We start from the raw sequence: 24,309 nt of genomic DNA, 5'->3' as shown, positions 1-24,309 counted from the left end.
GGGCATGAGCGTCTCTCGGCCTACGTCCTGCTTGGCCGGATGACCGCGGTGAATGTCGCCGCGGCAACGGGCTTTCCCGAACCGTCCGCGATCTCGACGGGCACCTCGAGCTCCACCGCGACGCGTCCCGCGATATCCGCGCGGAGGCGCTCGACGGTGCCCGCGGGGAATTCCGATGTCGCGAGGAAAGGGCCCGACGCGCCCTGGGCCCGCGCCAGGTATTCGATCCGTCCGTCGCGGGCGACGATGAACGTCTCGCCCATCAGGTCGACGATGCCCGAGACGGCGGCGCCCATCGCTGCGGTCTCGGCCAGGCCGAAGAGCACGGCCGCGTGCAGATCGCCGTTGTGGTTGAGGTGTTCTCGGCGCGGGACGATGGACACGACATTGCGTCCGGCGTCGAACTCCACGCCCTCGATTCCGGCGTATTGGATGAACCCCAGCTTCTGGAATCCGGCCATCACCAGATCACCCATGGTCGCGCTGTCCATCCGAACTCCTGCCGAGACGCTGTAACTGAAACGTGTTCCATTTTTATCGGCTCGAAGCGGGCTTGTCCAGAATTTCCGCGGGTCTTGACTCGGGCGCAGCAGTGTCGCAATACTGAACCTGATGGTTCAGTATGACTTCCTGGACGCCTCGTTCGGGGCGCTGGCGGACCCCACCCGGCGTGGGATTCTCGAGCGCCTCGGCAGCGGGCCCGCGACCGTCAGCGAACTGGCGGAGCGTTTCGAGATGACCCTCACCGGCATCAAGAAGCACATCCGGTTGCTGGAGGACGCGGGCATGGTCGTCACGGAGAAGCGGGGCCGGGTCAGGTATTGCCGACTCGGCGACAACGTTTTCGACCGCGAAGTGGCGTGGCTGCAGGGTTATCGGCGGATGGTGGAAGCCCGGATGGACCGTCTCGGTGAATTCCTCGAACGAACGGAGCCAGACACATGAGCACGACAACCCGCGATGCCGACATCACCACCCCCGTCGATCGGGAGATCCACATCGAGCGGATCTTCGACGCCCCGCTGGACCGGGTGTGGAACGCCTACAGCCGGATCGAGCAGCTGGTCCAGTGGTGGGCGCAGGGCAATCGTTTCGACGTGGAGCGCTGGGAGTTCCGCAAGGGCGGCCACTACCGCTTCGTCGACCACTCGGAGGGCGGCCCGCACGGCTTCGAGGGGCGCTTCCGTGAGATCACCCCGAAGGAGCGGATCGTGCAGTCCTTCGAATGGGACGGCATGCCAGCCCACGTCGCCATCGACGCCACCACCTTCGTCGACCTCGGCGACGGCCGCACCAAGGTCGTCACCGTCAGCCAGTTCCACACGCCGCAGGAGCGCGACGGCATGCTGCAGTCCGGGATGTCCGAAGGGCTCAATGCCAGCTACCGAGCGCTGGACGAACTGCTCGCCAAGTCTGCCTGAGCCGAGGCGTCCGCGGCCCCCGCGGAGGAGCGGGGGTCAGCGCGGTGCGTAATTTCAGAGTGCTTGTCCAGGGGAACGATCCGTGCCGATGCGCCGCTTGCGCGGTTTCAGGTGCAGCGCGGGCATCGGCGGGGCCGGAATGCGTTGGTCGGGCGGATGTCCCGCGATCTGGGCGAAGCGCTCGACCCGGCGGTTCTCCCAATCCTCGCGGGCCGCGACGATCTCTTCGTGGCTGCGCCCCACGAAGTTCCACCACATCACCAGTTCCTCGCCGAACGGCTCGCCGCCGATCAGCGCGAGATGCGCTCCGGTGCCGCTGACCAGCCGTAGTTCGGACCGATCGGAGCCGAGATAGAGCAGCGGGCCCGGCTTCACCTCGGTGTCGGCCGCGGTGAGCTCGCCCTCGATCACCAGCAACGCGTGCTCGAAGGCCGGGTTCAGCGGAATGGTGATCTCGGCGCCGGGATCGATCCGGACATCGGCGCCCACGATCGGCGTGTAGGCCGTGGCGGGCGAGGTCAACCCCGCGAAGGAGCCGATCAGCACGATGGCGCGCACGCCGTGGTCCTCGTAGACCGGCAGGTCGCGATGCTGCTCGAAATGCGGGTCGACTGCGGCGCGATGGCCGGGCAGTGCGATCCACAGTTGCAGGCCGTGACCCGCGGGCGCGTCCGGATCGCCGTACTCCGAATGCGCGATGCCGCGGCCGGAGGTCATCAGGTTCAGCTGGCCGGGGTTGATCTCCACGTCGGAACCCACCGAGTCCCGATGCCGGATACGGCCCTCGAACGGCCAGGTCACCGTCTGCAAGCCGATATGCGGGTGCGGATCGATATCCGGCGGCGCGCCGGTCTTGGTGACCGTCGGGGAGCCGAAATGATCGAGAAAGCACCAGGCCCCGACGGTCGGCAGATCCCGTTGCGGCAGTACCCGTTCCACGAACACCCCGCGCACGCCGCCGAGCGGCACCTCGCGCGCCGGGTAGAGCTCGGCGACCGGGCCGGGACCCGGCGTCGGCTGGCACACCGATTCCGCGGGATGCGGATCGAGATCGCTCATGCCTGCGCCTCGCTGACGCTCGGCTCCGGCATGCGCGATGCACGCTGGCACATGATTCGCTCACTGCGTTCGCTCATGCCTGCGCCTCGCTGGCGCTCGGCTTCGGCATGCGCGATGCGCGCTGGCACATGATTCGCTCACTGCGTTCGCTCATGCCTGCGCCTCGCTCGTTCTGGAAAGGGTGGGGCCGGTTCGCGCGTTCATCGCTGGATGCCCTTGCCGACCACGTGCGGGTCGTACTCCGGGTGCTTGTCGACGAAGCCCTTGATGAACGGGCAGTGCGCGGTGATGGTGCGCCCGCGCGCGACCACGTCGTCCAGTGCCTCCTTGGCGAGCGTGCTGCCGAGACCCTTGCCGCCGAAGGCCTTGTCGATCTCGGTGTGGACGAAATCGGTGTCGTTGTCGCGCTCGACGTACTCGGTGAAGCCGGCCAGTTCGCCGCCGTAGTAGATCTCGTAGCGGTTCTGCTCGGCGTTGCGCGCGACCTTGGTCTCCGCGAGATCGGTCATGGTTGCTTCCTCCTTGTGCGCCCGCACCGGGTGCTTGCTCATGATCGACACGCGGTTGAACGCGCCGATGGTGGTCGCGACCCAGACGACCGTAGACATCTGATCATCGGACAAATGCTCTCGTGCCAAAGCGTACTCACGCTCGAGCGCCGCCTCGTCCGGCAAAACGGCGGTGGCCTCGGCGATGGCCAGCGCGGCCCTGTCGCGCGCCGAGTATGGCCCGCCGCGGCGCCAGCCGGGCAGCACCGCGATCTCCTGCTCGGTGGCGCCTGCCCGCAGCGCGGCCCGGTAGTGGACGTCCAGGCAGTGCGAACAGCCGTTGATCTGGGAAACCCGGAGATTGACCAGCTCGACGAGCCTGCGATCGAGCCCGGCCGCCTCGGCGGCGGCCCTGACCTCTTTCGCCGTGGCGAGCAGGGCGCGGTAGGCGCGGGGCGTCTGTTTGTCGACCCACACCCGATTCTCGGGGTTCATGAGAACGGATGGTAGTCGCAACTGGTTGACGTGTCACCCTTGTGTGACGGGTGACGCTACCCGCCTGCGCGTCCGAGCCGGGCGGCGGAGGCTGCCGACCGGCTCGGACGCGCAGGCGGGGTGTGACTACTCCCGGCCCGCGGAGGTGAAAGACATGTCCGCGTACCGGTTTCCAGCCACCTGCGCCGCGATCGGGTCGAGGGTCGCGAGATCGTCGGCGGACAGCGCGAGCGTCGCGGCGGACACGTTCTCGGCCAGCCGCTTGCGGCTGCGGGTGCCCGGGATCGGGATCACCGGCAGGCCGTGCGCGGCCGCCCTGCTGTGCACCCAGGCCAGCGCGACCTGCGCGGGCGTCACGCCACGGGCCTCGGCGATGGCGCGCACCGGGGCGAGCAGTTCGGCGTTGCGTGTCGCGTTGTCGCCGGTGAAGCGCGGCATCACCCTGCGGAAGTCGTTCGCGTCGGCCAATTCGCCCGCCGTCGCGAAGGATCCGGTCAGGAAGCCGCGGCCGAGCGGCGAATACGGTACGAAGGCGACGCCGAGTTCGGCGGCGGCGGGCACCGCGGTGTTCTCCACGTCCCTGGAGAACAGCGACCACTCCGACTGCACCGCGGCGATCGGGTGCACTGCGTGCGCCGCGCGCAGCTCGGCACCGGTCACCTCGGAGAGCCCGAGCGCGCGCACCTTGCCCGCCGCGACGAGTTCGGCCATGACGCCGACGGTTTCCTCGATCGGCACGTGCACATCGCGGCGGTGCATGTAGTACAGGTCGATGACGTCGATGCCCAGCCTGCGCAGGCTGGCGTCCACCGCGGAGCGGATGTACTCGGGGGAGTTGTCGATGCCGCGGTAGGCGGGGTCGTCGGCCTTGCGGACGATGCCGAACTTGGTGGCCAGCACCACCCGATCGCGGTTGGCTCGCACGAAATCGGCGAGGAATTCCTCGTTGTGGCCCGAGCCGTAGACATCGGCCGTGTCGAACAGGGTGACGCCGAGTTCCAGCGCCCGATCCAAAGTCGCTCGCGACTCGGTGAGATCTGAAGGACCGTAGAACTCGCTCATGCCCATGCAGCCCAAGCCCTGCGTCCCGACCTGGATGCCGTCGGCGCCCAGAGCGGCGGTGGGGAGCGTGTCGGTCGTGGTCATGCCGTGATCCCTTCGCTGTCGTCCGTGGTGAGCGCGGCCGACTGGATCGCGGCGGATTTGCCTTCGTAGATGGCGATCTTGTAATCCAGCACGGCCACGGTGTTCTGCAGTTCGGCGATCTTGGCGAGCACCTCGGCGCGGGTATCGCGGAACATCGCGAGCCGCTCCGGGAAGGTCGAGTCACCGGCGCGCACCAACTCCGCGTAGCGGAGCATGTCGGCGACCGACATCCCGGTCGTGCGGAGCCTGCCGATCAGCTCGAGCCATTCCAGATCCCGGTCGCTGAACCGGCGCTTGCCGGTGTGGTCGCGGCCGATGTAATCCATCAACCCGATCCGCTCGTACCAGCGCAGCGTGTCCCGGCTCAGGCCCGATCGCTCGGCGGCCTCGCCGATCGAGTACCTCGGCCGTTCCCGCTCGCTGTCACCCTCGCGACGTGCCACCGAACTCACCGGTCTCGCCCCTCTCGTCGAACACGGACGACGCTAGTCACCTGGAGTGCACTCCAAGCAAGACCGATTCTGCCAACCGCGCGAGGCGCTCGGTATCGAGTGCGGCCGACACCGCACGCGGCGGTTCGGCTACGAAGGGCTCTCAGTTGTACTTCGGCAACTCCTGGACGGCCCACTTGTTGCCGTCGGGATCGCTGAAGAAGGTGAACAGGCCCCAGCCCATGTCCCGGACCGGCGTGGCGTCCACACCCGCCTCGATCAACTGGTGATAGGCCTTCTCGGCGCTGGGCACCACCATCTGCATGCCCTCGACGCTGCCGGGCGCCGCCTCGGTGATGCCACGCCCGATACAGATCGAACAGCCCGATCCCGGCGGCGTCAGCTGCACGAAGCGGATGTCCTCACTGGGCGAATGGTCGTGATCGGCGTTGAAGCCGATGCCGGTGTAGAAGTCCTTGGCGCGGTCGACGTCGGTGACCGGGATGGCGACGAGTTCGATTTTCCAATCCATCGCGTCAGCATCCCACCGCCCACCGACATGTGGACCGATATCGCGGGTCGCGGGTCGGCGGGCGGAAACGCGCCTACCCTGGTGGCATGCCTGGAAAGGAAATCGACCGGATCCGGGCCCGCTCGGCCTGGGCCACGGTCAAGGAGAGTCCCGTGATCACCGCGATCGCGGTGGCGCCGTTCGTCGTCGCGCTCGGTGTTGTCTGGTGGCTGACAAACGGATTCGTCGCGTTTCTGCTGCTGATCCTGCTCGGCGTCGGCCTCGTGGTCGGCGGCAAACTGTTGCGATGAGCGCGGGCCCACCTCAGCGGGGAATGTGGAAGCGCACGAGTTCGCCGGTGCCAGGGTCGATATCGGACCAGGCGCGGTCGAATTCGAGCACCGCCATGGCCGAGGTGGGGAACTTCCTGCTCAGCTCGACAGCCTGGTTCGACGTGCGGTTGGCCGCCAGTTCCCATGCGGTCCACGGCATTCCGGGAGCATGACCGATCAGCAGCAGGGTCTCGACGTCGTCGTCGCTGAGCTGGATCAGTTCGATCAGGGTCCGCGGCGAGGCCTCGTAGATGCCGCGCTCGAAGACGACCGGCGCGGTGACGCCCGTCGCGGCCAGGGTTTCGCGGGTCCGCACCGCCGTCGAACACCGCACCGCGTCGATCGGCGGCTGGGTCGCGCGCAGCCATTCGCCCGCCAGCCCGGCCTCCCGCAGCCCACGCGGCGCCAGCGGGCGCTCGTGATCGCCGACGCCGTCCGGATAGCTGGACTTGCCGTGCCGCATCAGGATCAGGGTCCGCACCATGGCAATACCGTAAGCCTCCGCCCGTTACCCGGGTGTGATAGGCACGTAGGCAGTCCGAAGAGAGGCGTACGCCACTCTCGAGGCACACTGAAAGCGGCGTCACATCTCGCCATCCGCCCTGTGACACCGCGGACCACCTCAACCCTTGGTGGCACCAGCCCACGTACATTTTCGAGGATCTGCACACTATGGCCTACGTAATCACGCAGCGTTGTTGCAACGACGCCAGCTGCGTCTCCGAGTGCCCGGTCGATTGCATTCGTCCCACGCCGGACCAGCCGGAGTTCGCGACGACCGAAATGCTCTACATCGACCCGGACACCTGCATCGACTGCGGCGCCTGTGTGGACGCGTGCCCGGTCGAGGCCATCTTCCCCGAGGACGACCTGACGGCCTCGCTCGCGCGGTTCCGCGACATCAACGCCGCCTATTTCGAACGACACCCGCTCGAGTCCAACTTCGAGCCGATCGTGACGCCGCAGCGTCCGCCGAAGGAACTCGGCAGGCTGCGCGTGGCGATCGTCGGTGCAGGGCCCGCGGCCTGTTACGCCGCCGACGAGCTGATGCGCCGCTGCGACGTCGAGATCGAGATGTTCGACCGGCTACCTACGCCGTGGGGTCTGGTGCGCGCAGGCGTCGCCCCCGACCATCCGGTCACCAAGACGGTCTCGGGCATGTTCGAGTCCGCGTTCCGCCGCGAGGCGCTGCAGTACTACTTGAACGTCGAGGTGGGCACGCACATCTCGCACGAGGAGCTGCTCCAGCACCACCACGCGGTGATCTACGCGGTCGGCGCGGCCAGCGACCGCCACATGAACATCCCCGGCGAGGAGCTGTCAGGCAGCCACTCGGCTACCGAGTTCGTCGCCTGGTACAACGGCCACCCCGACTATGCCGACCGGCAATTCGACCTGTCCGGCGAGCGCGCAGTGATCGTCGGCAACGGCAACGTCGCGCTGGACGTGGCGCGGGTGCTCACCGTCGGCGCGGACGAACTCGCCAAGACCGACATCGCCGACCACGCGCTGGATGCCTTGCGCCGCAGCAACATCCGCGAGGTCGTGGTGCTCGGCAGGCGCGGCCCGCTGCAGGCGGCCTACACCTCGCCGGAGTTCCTCGCGCTCGCCCACCTGAAGGGCGTCGACGTGATCGTCGACGAGACGGAGCTCGAGCTCGACCCGGCGAGCCGGGCGCTGCTGGACGACCCGGACGTCGAGCCCTCGCTGCGGCTGAAGTACACCCTCGCCGAGGAGTACGCCGCGGGCCACCGCGACCCGGCCTGCAATCGAATCGTGTTCCGCTACTTGGCCTCGCCGACCGCGCTGACCGGCGACGAGCACGTGGACGGCATCGAATTCGTGGCCAACGAACTGGTCGAGGAGGGCGGCCGGCTGGTGGCGCGCGCGACCGACCGGACCGACCGGCTGGACACGTCGCTGGTGCTGCGCTCCATCGGTTACCGCGGCGAGCCGGTCGCGGGCCTGCCGTTCGACGAGCGTCGCGCCGTGGTGCCCAACGAGCACGGCCGTGTACTCGGCGAGGACGGCGTCCCGCTGCCCGGTGTGTACGTCAGCGGCTGGATCAAGCGCGGACCGCGCGGGGTCATCGGCTCGAACCGGATGGACTCCGAGGAGACCGTCGAGCAGCTCGTCACCGATTTCGTCGCGGGCAAACTCGCTACGCCGCAAGGCGACCGGGACGCGCTGAAGGCGCTCGTCGCGCAGCGGCAGGCCGACCTCGTCGATCGCGCGGGCTGGAAGTCCATCGATCAGGCGGAGAAGTCGGCGGGCAAGTCCGCGGGACGTCCGCGGGTCAAGTTCACCACCCGGGAGGACCTGCTCAAGGCCTCCCGCGGCTGAGCCGCGGCGCCGGTCGGGGCCCGTGCGGTCCCGGCCGGCCGGTCAAGCCGGCAGCGGCATGATGCGGACGACGGTCGTGGTCGTCCCGCCGACCACGAACCACAGCCGCAGCACCGGATGTCCGGTGCGGTCACCGGGTTCGTAGCGGCTGCGCACGCTGATGTGCTGGCGCGCGAGCACCGGGGCGACGTACTCGATCACCGCGCGGTGCGGTCCCGCGACCAGCTTCGGATAGTCCACCAGGAACTGCTCCACCGCCTGCCAGTAACAGGCGTTGTTCACGTGGTTGTACTGGTCGATGTCGGTGGCCCGCACCGGATAAGGCAGGTCGGTGTCCGACTCCGGGGGAGTCGGGTCGGTCAGATAGGGCCGCCACCGCAGCCGGTGTTCGCTCGCCGTCTTGGCGAGGTAGGACAGGCCATCGTCGCTGATCCGGGTCGGCCGGTTGGTCGACTCGTTGATGTTGATCCAGAAGCCCTCTGTTTCGATCAACCCGCCGTTGTCGCTGGTGATCCGCACCCGCATGTTCGACCAGCGGGTGGACATGCTCGAACACCAGCGCAGCAGATGCACTTTGTCCGGCCACACGATCGGCCGGATGACGTCGATGACCGTGCGTCGCACGATCCAGCTCGGATCAGACCGGTGCAGGAACGTGTGATGCAGCTGTTCCCAGGCGATATCCTGCAGGTATCTGGCGACGGCGTCGAACCTCAATCGGTCGTACGGATCCACATCGCCAGCCCGTACCGGCCACGCCGAGGCATAGCCCATGCCCTCCTGGCTCAGCGGGGCGAGTGGCTGATCGAGTGACACTGGTGCTCCTCGCGCTGCACGTTGTGCCGCGTCTTCTTGCGGTGCTGTTGTGAGACGACTTTACGGGGCGTACGTCACACCCTCGCGTCGAGCCGCCTGTACCCACTGGTATGCGAATAACTGGCAACACCCCAGAACCACGTCCAACCCAGCCATTATCCGGGTAGGCGAGGGACCTCGGGCACAAAAGCGAGGCGACGCCCGATCCGAGCGCCGGTACTATCCCCGGCAGGGATCGAAGGGGGGCACGGTTGGAACCGCTGGGGCCACCCCGGCGTCGCCACCCACGGTCGAGGATCGAGAGGAGAGGATCCGATCCCGCCGACCGTCGCTTCATCGATCCACCGGAGGACGTGCCGGACGCGTCCGCAGTTCGCCTCGCTCGCGAATTCCGGCGGTTGTCAGTAGCCCTGGTATGCGCCGCCCGCGCGCAGTGATACCAGGCCCGGCACGTTGTGCACGGATCCATAGCGGTCGACCGCATATCGGACTCCTGCCACGATATTGTCGACCGGGTTCCAGATATCGTCGTGACCAGGTGCTTTGTAGGCGTTGAAAGTCGGGTCGATTGTTTGCATCACGCCCTTCGACGGAATTCCCGCCGCTGCATTCGAGTCCCAGCCGTTGAATGCGTGTGGATTGTCGCCCGACTCCCGTCGAATGATTTCCGAGATATCGGCGACCAGATTGGGATCGCTGGTGTCGTAGCCCATTTCACGCAGAATCTTCAGCGCTTCCTGTATCCACTGGGCTTTGTCGCCGGTCGGCATGGGCCCGACCGGGCCGCCCGAACTCATGCTGCCCGACGGTGTGCCGGTGCCGTTCCCGCCGTTGCCCGACGACATCACATACTGCGGCTTGCTCGGCCGCTGCGTGGTGGGCGGGGTGGTGGCCGCCGGGGTGGTCGGCGCCGGTGGGGGGACGAGTTCGGTGTCGGCGAGGCCGTCGAGCGCCGATTGGAGCTTGGTGACGGCGGTGTCGACCCTGCGTTGCGCCTCTGCGGCCACTGTCTCGGCGGTCTGCAGGGCCGTGGTGATCTGCGTTTCCCAGCTTGCGGCGTCGGCGCGGATGCGGAGGCGCAGATCGTCGGCGGCTTGGCCGGTGAGGTCGCGGAGCAGCTCGTCGGTGCGTGCGGTGGCGTCGACGGCGCCGTTGTCGTTCACCGTGAAGCCTGCGATCAGGCCCATGCCCTCGGCGGGGACGGGACCGGCGCCTGCGGCCTGGTCGCGCAGGCGAAGCACCTTGGATTTGGCTTCGGTCAGGTTGCCGACTTCGGCTTCGAAGGCCGTGGCGAGCTCGAGCAGCGCACTGCTCACCGCGCCCGAGCGGATCTTCTCGGTATCCATCCGGGTATTGGCGGCCTCGGCGGCGGCGCCGGACCACACCTTGTCGGTGCCGAGCCGGGCGGTGTCGTCGGACCCCTTGCGCACCGCCGCGTCGAGCTGTTCGGACAGTGTGCGCGCGTTCGCGCCCGCGGTACCGATCTGGGCGGGCTCCCAGGCGGCGACGTTCCCGATCGTGAGCGTCATGGCAGCTCGAGCGCGATCGCGCGGAGGCGGGCCGCGAAATCGTCCTCGGCGACCTCGTAGGCGCCCGCCGCGGTGCGGGTGCTCTGGGCGACCTTGTCGAGCCGGTCGGCGATGCGGTCCAGGCACTGATCGGTCAGGTCGGTGGCGCGGCCCGCCGAGTTGCCGAAGCTCGTGCCTTGCAGCGCCGAGACGGCGGGATTGAACCCGTTGCCGATGTTGAGCCCGCGGATCAGGCCCGCCTCGCCGCCGAGATTGTTCGCGAACGTTTGCAGCGCTTGCGGATTCACCTGCAGCTGCGGCGCGGACTGTGGTCCGTCGACCATGGAAAACCCCCTTTTCCCCGACCTGAAAGTCGCGGCCAGCATAGCAAAATCGTTATGTTGGTCACGGTGTCATCGACGACGGCCGATGTCGTCGAACGGACGGAGAGGTCGGCACATGCGCGCAGCCCAGGTCAGCAAGCTGGAGGGACCGGAAGCGGTCGAGGTCGTCGAGATCCCGGAACCCGCGTCGTATCCGGGCGGCGTGGTCATCGACGTGCACGCGGCCGGCGTCGCCTTCCCCGACGTGCTGATGACCCGCGGGCTGTACCAGATGAAGCCGGAGTTGCCGTTCGTGGTGGGCGGCGAGGTCGCGGGCGTGGTGCGCGAGGCGCCCGCCGACGCGCACGTGCGGCCAGGCGACCGGGTGGTCGCGCTGACGCTGCTCGGCAATGCCATGGCCGAGGTCGCGGTGGCGCCCGCGCAGATGGTGTTCAAGCTGCCGGACAACATTTCGCTGGAGGCGGGCGCCGGCATCCTGTTCAACGATCTGACGGTGCACTTCTGCCTGCGCAACCGCGGCAGGCTGGCCAAGGGTGAGACGGTGCTCGTGCACGGCGCCGCGGGCGGCATCGGCACCTCGACGCTGCGCATGGCGGCGGCGCTGGGCGCGGGCCGGGTGATCGCCGTGGTGAGCACCCCGGAGAAGGCCGAGGTGGCCAAGGCCAACGGCGCGACCGACGTGGTGCTCGCCGACGGCTGGCTGGCCGCGGTGCAGGAGCTGACCGACGGCCGTGGCGTCGACATCGTGCTGGACCCGGTGGGCGGCGACCGCTTCACCGACAGCGTCCGCTCGCTGGCCTCGGCCGGTCGGCTGCTGGTGGTCGGATTCACCGCGGGGGAGATCCCGACGGTGAAGGTGAATCGCCTGCTGCTGAAGAACGTCGAGGTGACCGGCGCGGCGTGGGGTGAGTGGGTCATGACCCATCCCGGCTACTTGGCCGAACAGTGGGCCGAGGTGGAGCCGCTGCTGGCCTCCGGCGAGATCGCGCCGCCGCAGCCGGTGCTCTACCCGCTGGACCGCGCCGCCGAGGCCGTCGCCTCGCTGGACAATCGCACCGCCACCGGAAAGGTCGTCGTCACCCTGCGCTGAGCGCGGCGGTCGCTGTCGTCTCATGACGCTTTCCCACCGGGTGTTGAACCGGACTTTGTTGCAGCGCCAGCACCTGCTGGAGCGTTCATCGCTGACCGTGCCGCAGATGTGCGATCACCTGGTCGGCCTGCAGGCGCAGGACGTGCCGCCGCCGTTCATCGGATTGTGGAGCCGCCTGGCAGATTTCGACCCGGAGGTGGTGTCGGCGGGGCTGGAGGACCGCTCGCTGGTTCGAATCACGTTGATGCGCGGCACCATTCACCTGGTCACCCCGCCGGACGCGCTGCGCATCGCGCCGCACATCCAGCCGGAGCTGGAGAAGATCCCGTTCCGCAAGGGCTTCAACTACGGCGCGATGATCGGCCTCGATCCGGACGAGGTGCGCGCCCGCGGCGAGGAGGCGCTCGGTGGCGAGCCGACGCCCGCCGCGGAGCTGCGCGCCCGCGCCGCGGCACTGTGGCCGGACCGGGATCCCGGTGCGGTGGTGCAGACCTGGCTGTATCAGCTGCCGGTGCTGCAGACGCCGCCGCGCGGGAAGTGGAAGGACAGCAGCCGTCCGGTGTGGTCGCGGGTCCAGCCGTGGCTGGGTGCGCCGCTCGATCCGAGCTACCCGCTCGCGGAGCTGCTCGTCCGGTATCTGCGCGCGTTCGGCCCTGCGACGACCATGGACATGCAGGCATGGTCGAAGCTGACCGGGATGAAGAAGGCCGTCGACGCGCTGGGCGAGCGGCTGCGCACCTACACCGACGAGCGCGGCCGCACCCTCTACGACCTCGCCGACGCCGAACTGGCCGACCCGGAGCTACCTGCGCCGGTCCGGCTGCTCGGCTGGTACGACAATGCCGTTCTGTCGCACCAGGATCGGAGCCGGATCGTGCCGGACGGTGCGAACCCGACGCTGCGCGCCTTCGCGACAGCGGTGTCTCCGGTGCTGCTGGACGGCTTCGTCGCGGGGTTGTACAAGATCTTTCCGCAGTCCGGCGTGGCGCGGCTGCGGGTCAGCCCGAGCCGCGCGTGGTCGGCCGCCGAGCGAGCCGAGGTGGAGGCCGAAGCCCGTGCGCTGCTCGACTTCCTGGAGGGTGACAAGCGGCCGAGCGTGGAGATTCTCGAGGTCGGTGCGGACCTGCGGCTGTGAACGGGCGCGTCAGCGCTCGTGGGGTTCCCGGTACGCGGGGGCCTTGCTGCTTCCGGTCGGCGTCAGTGTGCGCAGCAGCGGCAGCGCGCGCCGCGGCACCACCGTGGACAGCACGATGACACTGTGCGAGCGATCCACCGAACTGGTCCGGTCGATGCTGAGCAGTACCGATTGCAGCCCGGCGTGCGAGTCGGCGCCGATGCGGCACAGCACGTCGCCCGAACCGGTCGTCGCGTACGCCTCCAGCACGCCCGGGATGGCCTCGAGTTCGGCGGCCACCGTGTCGAGCGCGCCCTGCGCGATCTCCAGGGTGACGAAGGCCTGCACGTCGAAACCCGCTGCGGTGACGTCGATCTGCGGATCGTAGGAGGCGATCACGCCCGCCTCCTCCATCCGGCCGATGCGCGACTGCACGGTGGCCCGCGCCACCCGGGTACGCCGGGAGAGCTCGAGTATTCCCGCCTTCTGGTGCTCGTGCATCGCGGTCAGAATGGCGAGGTCGAGTTCGTCCAGCTTCGCCGGGGTGCGTGACATGGCGACCTCCTGTGGGGGCGCGAGCGTGGCAGCGTGCCTGTCAATCATGCTATTCAAATTGTCCAGCATCCAGCACCGTTTGCTAGCCGAATGAGCCACTGTGTCTACCGGAAATCGGGGCAGTTGCCTACCGGTCGGCGGCGGACGTTTGCTTGATCCATGACCATCGAGCACCTGCCGACCGACGGCGAGCTGCGCGGGCTCGTCGGACTGGTCGACCACGACGACAGCATCGACCCCTTCCCGGTGATCGGCTGGGACGCCCTGGTCTGGGTGGTCGGCAACGCGACGCAGACCGCGCACTTCATGCAATCGGCGTTCGGGATGCGGCTCGAGGCGTATTCCGGGCCCGAGACCGGCAACCGCGACCACAAGGCGTTCGTGCTGCGCAGCGGCGGCGCCCGGTTCGTCGTCACCGGCGCGGTGCATCCGGACAGCCCGCTGATCGCCCACCACGATCGGCACGGCGACGGCGTGGTCGACATAGCGCTCGAGGTGCCCGACGTGGACCGCTGCGTCGACTGGGCGCGCACCCACGGCGCGACCGTCCTGGTCGAGCCGCACGACGAGACCGACGACTGCGGCACGATCCGCACCGCGGCGCTGGCCGCCTACGGCGATACCAGGCACACCCTCGTCGACCGTTCCAACTATTACGGTCCGTATCGGCCGGGCTATGTGGCCCGCCGCTCCGGCCACCAGCCGCGCGCGGGCGCGCCGACCAGGCTGTTCCAGGCCATCGACCACGTCGTCGGCAACGTCGAGCTCGGCATGATGGACCACTGGGTCGAGTTCTACCGCCGCGTCATGGGTTTCACGAACATGGCCGAATTCGTCGGCGACGACATCGCCACCGAGTACTCGGCGCTGATGAGCAAGGTCGTGGCCAATGGCAATCACCGGGTGAAGTTCCCGCTGAACGAGCCCGCCGTCGGCAAGAAGCGCTCTCAGATCGACGAGTACCTGGAGTTCTATCGCGGGCCTGGCGTCCAGCACATCGCGCTGGCCACCAGCGACATCCTCACCTGCGTCGACACCCTGCGCCGCGAGGGCGTGGAATTCCTCGAAACCCCCGACACCTACTACGAGGACCCGGAGCTACGCGCCCGCATCGGCCGGGTCCGAGTGCCGGTGGCGGAACTACAGCGCCGAGGCATCCTGGTCGACCGCGACGAGGACGGCTACCTCCTCCAGATCTTCACCAAGCCACTCACCGACCGCCCCACCGTCTTCTTCGAACTCATCGAACGCCACGGCTCGCTCGGCTTCGGCAAGGGCAACTTCAAGGCACTGTTCCAAGCGATCGAGCGCGAACAACAAGCCCGGGGAAACCTCTAGGGCAGCGAAAGACGTTTTGGTTGGACGTATTTCGCCGAGCGTGAGTGAACTCGGGCGCGGGGGCCGGCGGCAATGATGCGCCGCCGGTCCGTCGGCGCCATGCCTTCGTGACGGCTCCTCGGTAGAGTCGGCACCATGGTGTGTTCACGAAGCGTGGTCCGGCTGGATCGCCGTCGAACGGGCACCCGGGCACCGGTGGCCGTTTTCCGGGTTTCGCTGTCGAAAGAGGTGTCGTGATCCCTTCTTGGAAGGTTCGCGTTTCGGCGATGGCCCTCGCTTCGATGCTTTTGTCCGCGTGCGGTGGCGGTGACGGAGGGGATTCGGACAACGCGCCGCTGCGCCCACCGCCCAAGGTCGCGGCCCTCGGACCGTTCGTCGGGGAGTGCGGTCACGTCACCGACGACGAGGTGCGTGACCTCGGGGGTCTCGGCCGGATCTCGCAGGTGTTCCGTAACTCGGTCGGCTGCAATTGGCAGTCCGCCGGGGCCACTTCGCCCAGCGTGACGTTCGCGTCGTACCGCGGCAGTCCCATCGACCGCGAGCGGGCGTGGGTTTCGCTGCAAGGGCGTCGACCTGAGGTGATCGAAGTGGGCGGCAGGCGTGGCTTCCAGGCGTTGGACCCGAGCGGGCGCGTGTGCGACCTCGCCGTGCAACTGGACGACGACTTCTTCGAGTGGTCGACATTCACCGGAAGCTTCTCCGAGGTGAGCGGCAACCCGTGCGACCGGATGCGGCAACTGGCCGGCCTGACCCTGCAGAGGTTGGGATGACGGCCGGGTGGCGACGCCGCGTCGCCGGAGTGACCGCGGCGCTGGCCCTGACGGTTGTCGCGGCGGCGGGCTGTGGCCAGACGATCCCCGGCGTGCCCGAGCCCATCGGCGCCAGCGAGCCCGCGAACACCAATTTCGACAAGCTGCTGCGCGAGTGCGAGGTCGTAGACGCCGCCAAGATCGGTGAGATCGTCGGCAAGGCCCAGATCGTCGAAGGTTCCTTCCTCGGCGCCGTGTGCATGTGGGATATTCACGACGCACCGGGCGGATTGGCCATGGCGACGCTCAACTGGTACGAGCTCGGCACGCTGAACAACGAGAAGATCACCAACGACAAACTCGGCTATCTCTCGGAGAGCGTGACGGTGCAGAGCAGTCGCGCGTTGCAGACCAGGCGGCCCAACGACCCGCATTCTTGCGGTGTCAGCGCGAGTGCCGCCGACAGCGGCGTGGTGGGTTGGTGGATCAACTACCGACCCGGTTCCTCGCATCCCGATCCGTGCGCCGCGGCGAAGCAACTGCTGGAGCTGACTTTGAATCTGGCCAGGTAAAACGGTACCCGGATCGACCCCACTTTGACCCTTCGCGCAGGCCGCGAGTATCGTGGATCGCTGTGCCCGGAAGCATGCGGGCAAGTTCGTGCGTAGGACGTAGGCCAGCGAGAGCGGCCGACCTCCCCGGCATGCCCGGAATCGGGGTTCTGTCCACCGCGCGACACGCCCGACCTCGGGACGCGAGAAACGTGGTTGGACGTGCGAGTGAATGCTCGATGAACGGCGGTGCGAGCGTCGGAACGGAGGCCGAGGGCCTGCGGACCGCGTAGGGGCCGACGTGCACGCCCCGCCAATTGAAGACAGACACGAAGTCCAAACACCGCGTTAGACAACAAGGAAAGCCGGTCTATGCCAACCATCAACCAGCTGGTCCGCAAGGGTCGCCGTGACAAGGTCGCCAAGACCAAGACCGCGGCCCTCAAGGGGAGCCCGCAGCGTCGTGGCGTGTGCACCCGCGTGTACACCACGACCCCGAAGAAGCCGAACTCCGCGCTGCGTAAGGTCGCGCGTGTTCGCCTGACCAGCGCGGTCGAGGTCACGGCTTACATCCCCGGTGAGGGCCACAACCTCCAGGAGCACTCGATGGTGCTCGTCCGTGGCGGTCGTGTGAAGGACCTTCCCGGTGTCCGCTACAAGATCATCCGTGGCTCGCTGGACACCCAGGGTGTGAAGAACCGCAAGCAGGCCCGCAGCCGCTACGGCGCGAAGAAGGAGAAGAGCTGATATGCCGCGCAAGGGCCCCGCTCCCAAGCGTCCGTTGATCAACGACCCGGTCTACGGGTCGCCGCTGGTCACCCAGCTGGTCAACAAGATCCTGCTGGACGGCAAGAAGTCGACCGCCGAGCGCATCGTGTACGGCGCGCTCGAGCAGGCGCGCGACAAGACCGGCACCGACCCGGTCGTCACCCTCAAGCGCGCGCTCGACAACGTCAAGCCGTCGCTCGAGGTGAAGCCCCGCCGCGTCGGTGGCGCCACCTACCAGGTTCCGGTCGAGGTTCGTCCCGGCCGTGCCAACACCTTGGCGCTGCGCTGGCTGGTCAACTTCGCCCGTGCGCGTCGTGAGAAGACCATGGTCGAGCGTCTGGCCAACGAGCTGCTCGACGCTAGCAACGGTCTGGGCGCTTCGGTGAAGCGTCGCGAGGACACCCACAAGATGGCCGAGTCGAACCGGGCGTTCGCGCACTACCGCTGGTGATTGCCGGCCGGCCCGTCGCTCTGTGTCGGCGCCGGAAGGCTCACGGCATGTGAGGTCAGGCCCTGGAGGCGGCAGCCAGTCGTCACCACGAAGGGCCCCGATCATGCCAAGTCGATCACAGTCGAGAGGCGGCACTTCGGTGCCCCTCCCGGCGTTGACATAGTGATGACCCGACAGGGTCTGGAACCCGAAGATCCCAACTAGCTACGAGCGGGGAAGATTTCCGTGGCACAGGACGTGCTCACCGACCTCAACAAGGTCCGAAACATCGGCATCATGGCCCACATCGATGCCGGTAAGACCACCACTACCGAACGCATCCTCTTCTACACCGGTATCACCTACAAGATCGGTGAGGTCCACGACGGCGCGGCCACGATGGACTGGATGGAGCAGGAGCAGGAGCGTGGTATCACCATCACCTCCGCGGCTACCACGTGCTTCTGGAACAACAACCAGATCAACATCATCGACACTCCTGGCCACGTCGACTTCACCGTCGAGGTGGAGCGTTCGCTGCGCGTGCTCGACGGCGCCGTAGCGGTGTTCGACGGCAAGGAAGGCGTCGAGCCGCAGTCCGAGCAGGTGTGGCGTCAGGCCGACAAGTACGACGTGCCGCGGATCTGCTTCGTGAACAAGATGGACAAGCTCGGTGCGGACTTCTACTTCACCGTGCGGACCATCAAGGAGCGCCTCGGCGCCAAGCCGCTGGTCATCCAGCTGCCGATCGGCGCGGAGGACACCTTCGAGGGCATCGTCGACCTGGTCGAGAACAACGCCAAGGTGTGGCGGGGCGAGACCAAGCTCGGCGAGCAGTACGAGGTCACCGAGATCCCGGACGACCTGAAGGAGCAGGCCGAGCAGTACCGCCAGGAGCTGCTCGAGACCGTCGCCGAGTCGGACGAGGCGCTGCTGGAGAAGTTCTTCGGCGGTGAGGAGCTCACGATCGAGGAGATCAAGGGCGCCATCCGCAAGATGACGGTGAACTCGGAGCTCTACCCGGTGCTCTGTGGCTCCGCGTTCAAGAACAAGGGCGTGCAGCCCATGCTCGACGCGGTCATCGACTACCTGCCCTCGCCGCTGGACGTGGAGGCCACCACCGGCCACGTGCCCGGCAAGGAAGAGGAGCTGCTGACCCGCAAGCCGAGCGCCGACGAGCCGTTCGCGGCCCTCGCGTTCAAGATCGCGGTGCACCCCTTCTTCGGCAAGCTGACCTACGTCCGCGTGTACTCCGGCAAGGTCGACTCCGGCGCCCAGGTCATCAACTCGACCAAGGGCAAGAAGGAGCGTCTGGGCAAGCTGTTCCAGATGCACTCCAACAAGGAGAACCCGGTGGGTGCGGCCTCCGCTGGCCACATCTACGCGGTCATCGGCCTCAAGGACACCACCACCGGTGACACCCTGTGCGATCCGCAGAACCAGATCGTGCTGGAGTCCATGACCTTCCCGGACCCGGTCATCGAGGTCTCGATCGAGCCCAAGACCAAGTCCGACCAGGAGAAGCTGGGCACCGCGATCCAGCGTCTCTCGGAAGAGGACCCGACCTTCTCGGTCAAGCTGGACCAGGAGACCGGCCAGACCGTCATCGGCGGCATGGGCGAGCTGCACCTCGATATCCTCGTGGACCGCATGAAGCGCGAGTTCAAGGTCGAGGCGAACGTCGGCAAGCCGCAGGTGGCTTACCGCGAGACCATCACCAAGAAGGTCGAGAAGCTCGAGTTCACGCACAAGAAGCAGACCGGTGGTTCCGGCCAGTTCGCGAAGGTGATCATCGGCCTCGAGCCGTTCATCGGCGAGGACGGCGCGCACTACGAGTTCGAGAACAAGGTCACCGGTGGCCGCGTGCCGAGGGAATACATCCCTTCGGTCGACGCCGGTGCCCAGGACGCCATGCAGTACGGTGTGCTCGCTGGCTACCCGCTGGTCAACCTGAAGGTCACCCTGCTCGACGGTGCCTACCACGACGTCGACTCGTCGGAAATGGCATTCAAGATCGCGGGCGCGCAGGCACTGAAGGAAGCGGCCCGTAAGGCCGGTCCCGTGATCCTCGAGCCGATGATGGCTGTCGAGGTCACCACGCCCGAGGATTACATGGGCGACGTGATCGGCGACCTGAACTCCCGCCGTGGCCAGATCCAGGCCATGGAGGAACGCAGTGGTGCCCGTGTCGTCAAGGCGCTGGTTCCGCTCTCGGAGATGTTCGGTTACATCGGTGACCTGCGGTCGAAGACCCAGGGCCGGGCGAACTACTCCATGGTGTTCGATTCGTACGCGGAGGTTCCGGCCAACGTGTCGAAGGAGATCATCGCCAAGGCGACCGGCGAATAAACCGCTTGGGGCCTAGTGGCACACTTGGCCCCAAGTGCCGGGCGTTCTAGTTACAACCCGATCCCCGCGTCCGCGGGGATGACCCATGCACTGCTGCAACTGCACGCACCAACAAAGTCCAGGAGGGCACCAAAGTGGCGAAGGCGAAGTTCGAGCGGACGAAGCCGCACGTCAACATCGGCACCATCGGTCACGTCGACCACGGCAAGACCACGCTGACCGCAGCGATCACCAAGGTGCTGGCTGACAAGTACCCGGATCTGAACGCGGCCTTCGCGTTCGATCAGATCGACAAGGCGCCGGAGGAGAAGGCTCGTGGTATCACGATCAACATCTCCCACGTCGAGTACCAGACGGACAAGCGCCACTACGCGCACGTCGACGCTCCGGGCCACGCGGACTACATCAAGAACATGATCACCGGTGCGGCGCAGATGGACGGCGCCATCCTCGTGGTCGCCGCCACCGACGGCCCGATGCCGCAGACCCGTGAGCACGTGCTGCTCGCCCGTCAGGTCGGCGTGCCCTACATCCTGGTCGCGCTGAACAAGTCGGACATGGTCGACGACGAGGAGATCCTCGAGCTCGTCGAGATGGAGGTCCGCGAACTGCTGGCCGCCCAGGAGTTCGACGAGGACGCGCCGGTCGTGCGTGTCTCCGGTCTGAAGGCGCTCGAGGGCGACCCGAAGTGGGTCAAGGCCGTCGAGGACCTGATGGACGCGGTCGACGAGTCGATCCCGGAGCCGGTCCGTGAGACCGACAAGCCGTTCCTGATGCCGGTCGAGGACGTGTTCACCATCACCGGTCGTGGCACCGTCGTCACCGGTCGCGTCGAGCGTGGCGTGATCAACGTGAACGAGGAAGTCGAGATCGTCGGCATCCGTCCGGAGAAGACCAAGACCACGGTCACCGGTATCGAGATGTTCCGCAAGCTGCTCGACCAGGGCCAGGCGGGCGACAACGTCGGTCTGCTGGTTCGTGGTATCAAGCGCGAGGATGTCGAGCGCGGCCAGGTCATCGTGAAGCCGGGCACCACCACCCCGCACACCGATTTCGAGGGCCAGGCGTACATCCTGTCGAAGGACGAGGGCGGCCGCCACACCCCGTTCTTCAACAACTACCGCCCGCAGTTCTACTTCCGCACCACCGACGTGACCGGCGTCGTGACCCTCCCCGAGGGCACCGAGATGGTCATGCCGGGCGACAACACCGAGATGACTGTCAAGCTCATCCAGCCGGTCGCCATGGAAGAGGGCCTGCGCTTCGCGATCCGCGAGGGTGGCCGCACCGTCGGCGCCGGCCGCGTCACCAAGATCATCAAGTGATTCCCTGAATCACCGATCTCCCAACGGCGCCGCTCCGCAAGGAGCGGCGCCGTTCGGCGTTTCCGGGAGTAGCCGGATATGTGAGGCCCGAGCGACGAGCGCAGCTGAGCTATGGGCCGGCGGAGGAGCTTGCCGGGTATGCTTGGCCGGTGTCCAGGATTACGTTCGACCCGAATCAGTGCGGTGGACGGCCTTGCATCCGCGGCATGCGAATCAGGGTGAAGGACGTGCTCGAGCTTTTGGCTGCCGGTGAGACCGAAGAGTCCATCCTCGCCGACTATCCCTACCTCGAACTAGAAGATATTCGCGCCTGCCTGGCGTTCGCTGCCGCCGAGATCGATCATCCGATCCTGCGGACCGCCTCTTGAAGTTCCTTGTCGATGCGCAGCTTCCGCCCACATTAGCGCGCGCGATGGCGAGCGAGGGGCACGATGCTGTCCATGTCTGTGATCTGGACATGACCGCTGCAGATGATCGAGGCAGGGGAGAAGGTCATCGAGGTTCGTTGATCGCCTGCCTTCGTGGGTAATTCGGTGGACGGTGGGGTTGGGCGGGCGGTAGACAAGGGGCATGGTTACTTCGGGTCCGCGAGCGCGGGGGTAGGTCGGCGGCGTGTCTTGGGCGCCGGGCGGCGCCGCGCGACATGATGCTCGTGCCGTCACCGGAGCGCAACAACTAGGCGAGCGTCGAACTTTCGACGAAACACGGCGCGGAGCCTGCGAAATGCGTAGGCGCGCCTAGTTGATGGACTGGGAGATTCCCATGACGCGTGGGATACAGACCGATCTCGGCCGGGTACGCAATATCGGCATCACGGCCCACATCGATGCGGGCAAGACGACGACCACCGAGCGAATCCTGTTCTACACCGGCGTGATTCGCAAGATCGGTGAGGTGCACGACGGCAACGCGGCGATGGATCGCATGGTGCAGGAGCGCGAGCACGGCATCACGATCGCCGCGGCGGCGACGACCTGTTTCTGGCGACAACACCAGATCAACATCATCGACACGCCTGGCCACGTCGACTTCACCGTCGAGGTGGAGCGTTCGCTGCGCGTGCTCGACGGCGCCGTAGCGGTGTTCGACGCAAAAGAGGGCGTCGAGCCGCAGTCCGAGCAGGTGTGGCGTCAGGCCGACAAGTACGACGTGCCGCGGATCTGCTTCGTCAACAAGATGGACAAGCTCGGTGCGGACTTCGAATTCACCGTGCGGACCATCACGGAGCGCCTCGGCGCGCAGCCGCTTGTCGTGCAGCTGCCGATCGGCGCGGAAGACGCCTTCGCGGGCATCGTCGACCTCGTCGAGTGGAAAGCGCTTGTGTGGCAGGACGATACGGACCTGGGTGCGCGCTACTCCGTCGCCGAGATCCCGGCCGAGTTGCGCGAGCGAGCCGAAAGCGCCCGCGAGACACTGCTCGAGACCCTCGCTGACACCGACGAGGAACTGCTCCAGCAGTATCTCGCCGGTGCGCCGACGGTGACGCAGATCAAGGCCGCCATCCGGCGGTCGACGGTCGGTTCGAAGCTCTACCCGGTGCTGTGCGGTTCGGCGCTCGAGAACAAGGGCGTGCAACCGATGCTCGACGCGATCATCGATTACCTGCCCTCGCCCCTGGACGGCGGCGGCGTCTACGGTCACCTGCCCGGTGACGAGGAAGCCGTGGTGCACCGCGAGGCACGGGAGGACGCGCCCTTCGCCGCGCTGGCTTTCAAGGTCGCGGCGCACCCGTACTTCGGCAAGCTCACCTACCTGCGGGTGTACTCGGGCCGCGCCGAAACCGGTGCCGCCGTGCTGAATTCGACGAAGGGAGGAAAGGAACGGCTGGGCAAGCTCTTCCAGATGCACTCGAACATCGAGCGCCCGATCGCGGCGGCGTCGGCCGGTCACATCTGCGCGGTGATCGGACTGAAGGACACCGCGACCGGCGACACCCTGTGCGACCCGCACGACCAGATCGTCCTGGAATCGATGACGTTCCCCGATCCGGTGCTTCAGGTTTCGATCGAGCCGCGAACCAGGTCCGATCAGGAGAAGCTGAGCGAGGCGATCCAGCGCTTGGCGGAGGAGGATCCGACGTTCGCGGTGCGCGTCGAGCCCGAGACCGGGCAGACCGTCGTCGGCGGCATGGGCGAGCTGCACCTGGAGATCCTGCTCGACCGGATGCGCCGCGAGTTCGGGGTCGCGGCGAATATCGGTGCGCCGCAGGTGGCCTACCGCGAGACCGTCACCGCCGCGGTGGACCGGTACGAGTACATCCACCGCAAACAGGTGGGCGGACGCGGCCAGTTCGCCAAGGTGGTGCTGGCCTTGGAGCCGTTCGCGGCCGACGACGGCGCGAGCTACGAATTCGAGAGCCGGGTGACCGGCGGGCGGGTGCCGAAGGAGTACCTGCCCGCGGTGGACGCCGGTGCGCAGGACGCGCTGCGCAGCGGCGTGCTCGCCGGTTATCCGGTGTTCGGCGTGCGCGTGGTGCTGCTCGATGGCGCTGCGCACGTGCAGGATTCGTCCGAACACGCGTTCCGCACCGCCGCCGAGCAGGCGGTGCGGGAGGCGCTGGTGCGTGCCAGGCCGGTGTTGCTCGAGCCGGTCATGGCGGTCGAGGTCGTCACCCCGGAGGAATACCTCGGCGAGGTCATCGGTGGTCTGAACGCGCGACGCGGCCGGATCCAGGACGTGGCTCAACGCGGTGGCGCGCGTGTGGTGCGTGCGCTGGCGCCGCTGACGGAGATGTTCGGGTACATCGGCGATCTGCGTTCGAGGACGCAGGGCCGGGCGAACTACGCCATGGTCCTGGATTCCTACGCCGAGGCGCCCGCCGCGGTCGCGAACGGGATCATCGCGGGCCGAGGCCGGTAATCGGTGGACGGCGCCGTTCCGTACGGAACGGCGCCGTTCGCGTGTACGGCCTGCCGTCGCCCCAGGCCCGCGTTCTTGCGGCGGCGGGGCTGCTCCGGCTCGGCGGTTGCGTGGTCACCGACGACGACCCGTACCGGGTCTGCCGGTCCTGTGCACACGTGTGGATGGATCCCGAAGGAGCGCCGCGCGGCTGTATCTGCTCTTCGGACGGCCGCGACGAGATATGCCGCGGTCGTACCGAACTCAGACGACCGCGCATTGATACGCCCCTGCCTTGCCGACGCGAA

At 67.3% G+C, this 24,309-nt stretch carries 27 protein-coding genes; 16 read left to right on the top strand and 11 right to left on the bottom strand.

From position 1 onward, the window contains the following. Window positions 1-20: 20 nt before the first annotated feature. Window positions 21-491 (bottom strand): PaaI family thioesterase, encoded by a 471-nt coding sequence (locus AB0H50_RS28835; RefSeq protein ID WP_357458619.1) that lies wholly within the window; start codon window positions 489-491, stop codon window positions 21-23. A 121-nt stretch (window positions 492-612) separates the two neighbouring features. On the opposite strand from AB0H50_RS28835, the gene AB0H50_RS28830 reads away from it, so the two are divergent. Together AB0H50_RS28830 and AB0H50_RS28825 are read left to right on the top strand one after the other, a co-directional pair. Continuing rightward, a complete protein-coding gene (locus AB0H50_RS28830) occupies window positions 613-945 on the top strand; it encodes a metalloregulator ArsR/SmtB family transcription factor (RefSeq protein ID WP_357458616.1) in 333 nt (110 codons plus the stop codon). Further along, on the top strand, window positions 942-1,421 hold the full coding sequence (locus AB0H50_RS28825; RefSeq protein WP_357458613.1) for an SRPBCC family protein: 480 nt from the start codon (window positions 942-944) through the stop codon (window positions 1,419-1,421). The genes AB0H50_RS28830 and AB0H50_RS28825 overlap by 4 nt, the downstream gene beginning before the upstream one ends. 54 nt (window positions 1,422-1,475) lie before the next feature. On the opposite strand, the gene AB0H50_RS28820 is transcribed toward AB0H50_RS28825, so the two are convergent. From AB0H50_RS28820 to AB0H50_RS28800, 5 genes are all read right to left on the bottom strand, one after another. Further along, a complete protein-coding gene (locus AB0H50_RS28820; protein WP_357458610.1) occupies window positions 1,476-2,480 on the bottom strand; it encodes a pirin family protein in 1,005 nt (334 codons plus the stop codon). Window positions 2,481-2,680: 200 nt separating this feature from the next. Continuing rightward, on the bottom strand, window positions 2,681-3,463 hold the full coding sequence (locus AB0H50_RS28815; RefSeq protein ID WP_357458607.1) for a GNAT family N-acetyltransferase: 783 nt from the start codon (window positions 3,461-3,463) through the stop codon (window positions 2,681-2,683). Between the two features lie 126 nt (window positions 3,464-3,589). Continuing rightward, the gene (locus AB0H50_RS28810; RefSeq protein ID WP_357458604.1) at window positions 3,590-4,609 is read right to left on the bottom strand and encodes an aldo/keto reductase; all 1,020 of its coding nucleotides are present in this window, start codon (window positions 4,607-4,609) and stop codon (window positions 3,590-3,592) included. Continuing rightward, window positions 4,606-5,061, bottom strand: coding sequence for a MerR family transcriptional regulator (locus AB0H50_RS28805; RefSeq protein ID WP_357458601.1), 456 nt, complete (start codon window positions 5,059-5,061; stop codon window positions 4,606-4,608). The genes AB0H50_RS28810 and AB0H50_RS28805 overlap by 4 nt, the downstream gene beginning before the upstream one ends. Before the next feature lie 142 nt (window positions 5,062-5,203). Then, window positions 5,204-5,572, bottom strand: coding sequence for a VOC family protein (locus AB0H50_RS28800; RefSeq protein ID WP_357458599.1), 369 nt, complete (start codon window positions 5,570-5,572; stop codon window positions 5,204-5,206). Window positions 5,573-5,658: 86 nt separating this feature from the next. Between AB0H50_RS28800 and AB0H50_RS28795 the strand changes: the two genes are divergently transcribed. Continuing rightward, window positions 5,659-5,862, top strand: a complete 204-nt coding sequence (locus AB0H50_RS28795; protein ID WP_357458596.1) for a hypothetical protein — start codon at window positions 5,659-5,661, stop codon at window positions 5,860-5,862. Between the two features lie 13 nt (window positions 5,863-5,875). On the opposite strand, the gene AB0H50_RS28790 is transcribed toward AB0H50_RS28795, so the two are convergent. Beyond that, window positions 5,876-6,367 (bottom strand): histidine phosphatase family protein, encoded by a 492-nt coding sequence (locus tag AB0H50_RS28790; protein ID WP_357458594.1) that lies wholly within the window; start codon window positions 6,365-6,367, stop codon window positions 5,876-5,878. Window positions 6,368-6,555: 188 nt separating this feature from the next. Between AB0H50_RS28790 and AB0H50_RS28785 the strand changes: the two genes are divergently transcribed. Further along, a complete protein-coding gene (locus AB0H50_RS28785) occupies window positions 6,556-8,226 on the top strand; it encodes an FAD-dependent oxidoreductase (RefSeq protein WP_357458591.1) in 1,671 nt (556 codons plus the stop codon). 42 nt (window positions 8,227-8,268) lie between these two features. Here AB0H50_RS28785 and AB0H50_RS28780 read toward each other — a convergent pair whose 3' ends face one another. The 3 genes from AB0H50_RS28780 to AB0H50_RS28770 form a co-directional block, all read right to left on the bottom strand. Then, window positions 8,269-9,042, bottom strand: coding sequence for an acyl-ACP thioesterase domain-containing protein (locus tag AB0H50_RS28780; protein ID WP_357458589.1), 774 nt, complete (start codon window positions 9,040-9,042; stop codon window positions 8,269-8,271). A 401-nt stretch (window positions 9,043-9,443) separates the two neighbouring features. Further along, window positions 9,444-10,571, bottom strand: a complete 1,128-nt coding sequence (locus AB0H50_RS28775; protein ID WP_357458586.1) for a transglycosylase SLT domain-containing protein — start codon at window positions 10,569-10,571, stop codon at window positions 9,444-9,446. Further along, window positions 10,568-10,894 (bottom strand): type VII secretion target, encoded by a 327-nt coding sequence (locus AB0H50_RS28770; protein WP_357458583.1) that lies wholly within the window; start codon window positions 10,892-10,894, stop codon window positions 10,568-10,570. The genes AB0H50_RS28775 and AB0H50_RS28770 overlap by 4 nt, the downstream gene beginning before the upstream one ends. Before the next feature lie 115 nt (window positions 10,895-11,009). Here AB0H50_RS28770 and AB0H50_RS28765 point away from each other — a divergent pair, with 115 nt between their 5' ends. Together AB0H50_RS28765 and AB0H50_RS28760 are read left to right on the top strand one after the other, a co-directional pair. Next, entirely contained in the window at window positions 11,010-11,984 is a 975-nt protein-coding gene (locus AB0H50_RS28765) for an NADPH:quinone oxidoreductase family protein (RefSeq protein ID WP_357458580.1), read from the top strand. 22 nt (window positions 11,985-12,006) lie between these two features. Beyond that, a complete protein-coding gene (locus AB0H50_RS28760) occupies window positions 12,007-13,119 on the top strand; it encodes a winged helix DNA-binding domain-containing protein (RefSeq protein WP_357458577.1) in 1,113 nt (370 codons plus the stop codon). Between the two features lie 9 nt (window positions 13,120-13,128). Here AB0H50_RS28760 and AB0H50_RS28755 read toward each other — a convergent pair whose 3' ends face one another. Continuing rightward, complete coding sequence (locus AB0H50_RS28755; RefSeq protein WP_357458574.1) at window positions 13,129-13,653, bottom strand: Lrp/AsnC ligand binding domain-containing protein; 525 nt, start codon at window positions 13,651-13,653, stop codon at window positions 13,129-13,131. A gap of 159 nt (window positions 13,654-13,812) precedes the next feature. Here AB0H50_RS28755 and hppD point away from each other — a divergent pair, with 159 nt between their 5' ends. From hppD to fusA (AB0H50_RS28705), 10 genes are all read left to right on the top strand, one after another. Then, window positions 13,813-14,991 (top strand): 4-hydroxyphenylpyruvate dioxygenase, encoded by a 1,179-nt coding sequence (hppD, locus tag AB0H50_RS28750; protein WP_357458571.1) that lies wholly within the window; start codon window positions 13,813-13,815, stop codon window positions 14,989-14,991. 266 nt (window positions 14,992-15,257) lie between these two features. After that, on the top strand, window positions 15,258-15,761 hold the full coding sequence (locus tag AB0H50_RS28745; RefSeq protein WP_357458569.1) for a DUF3558 domain-containing protein: 504 nt from the start codon (window positions 15,258-15,260) through the stop codon (window positions 15,759-15,761). Then, a complete protein-coding gene (locus tag AB0H50_RS28740; RefSeq protein WP_357458567.1) occupies window positions 15,758-16,312 on the top strand; it encodes a DUF3558 domain-containing protein in 555 nt (184 codons plus the stop codon). Before AB0H50_RS28745 ends, AB0H50_RS28740 begins: the two co-directional genes overlap by 4 nt. 351 nt (window positions 16,313-16,663) lie before the next feature. Next, window positions 16,664-17,038, top strand: a complete 375-nt coding sequence (gene rpsL / locus AB0H50_RS28735) for a 30S ribosomal protein S12 (protein WP_014353064.1) — start codon at window positions 16,664-16,666, stop codon at window positions 17,036-17,038. Window position 17,039: 1 nt separating this feature from the next. After that, window positions 17,040-17,510 (top strand): 30S ribosomal protein S7, encoded by a 471-nt coding sequence (gene rpsG / locus AB0H50_RS28730; RefSeq protein ID WP_067838240.1) that lies wholly within the window; start codon window positions 17,040-17,042, stop codon window positions 17,508-17,510. Window positions 17,511-17,735: 225 nt separating this feature from the next. Further along, entirely contained in the window at window positions 17,736-19,838 is a 2,103-nt protein-coding gene (fusA, locus tag AB0H50_RS28725; protein ID WP_357458565.1) for an elongation factor G, read from the top strand. 134 nt (window positions 19,839-19,972) lie between these two features. After that, the gene (gene tuf / locus AB0H50_RS28720) at window positions 19,973-21,163 is read left to right on the top strand and encodes an elongation factor Tu (RefSeq protein WP_357458562.1); all 1,191 of its coding nucleotides are present in this window, start codon (window positions 19,973-19,975) and stop codon (window positions 21,161-21,163) included. 149 nt (window positions 21,164-21,312) lie between these two features. Next, entirely contained in the window at window positions 21,313-21,531 is a 219-nt protein-coding gene (locus AB0H50_RS28715) for a DUF433 domain-containing protein (protein ID WP_084482886.1), read from the top strand. Then, window positions 21,528-21,692: a DUF5615 family PIN-like protein gene (locus tag AB0H50_RS28710; RefSeq protein WP_357458560.1), complete on the top strand. Its 165-nt coding sequence runs from the start codon at window positions 21,528-21,530 to the stop codon at window positions 21,690-21,692. Before AB0H50_RS28715 ends, AB0H50_RS28710 begins: the two co-directional genes overlap by 4 nt. A 233-nt stretch (window positions 21,693-21,925) precedes the next feature. Then, window positions 21,926-24,022: an elongation factor G gene (gene fusA, locus AB0H50_RS28705; protein WP_357458558.1), complete on the top strand. Its 2,097-nt coding sequence runs from the start codon at window positions 21,926-21,928 to the stop codon at window positions 24,020-24,022. Window positions 24,023-24,309: the final 287 nt, after the last annotated feature.

This window comes from Nocardia sp. NPDC050793 (assembly GCF_040654065.1).
Taxonomy (GTDB): Bacteria; Actinomycetota; Actinomycetes; order Mycobacteriales; family Mycobacteriaceae; genus Nocardia.
Note: the sequence above shows the minus strand (reverse complement) of the source record. Positions and strands in the feature narration are given on the sequence as shown.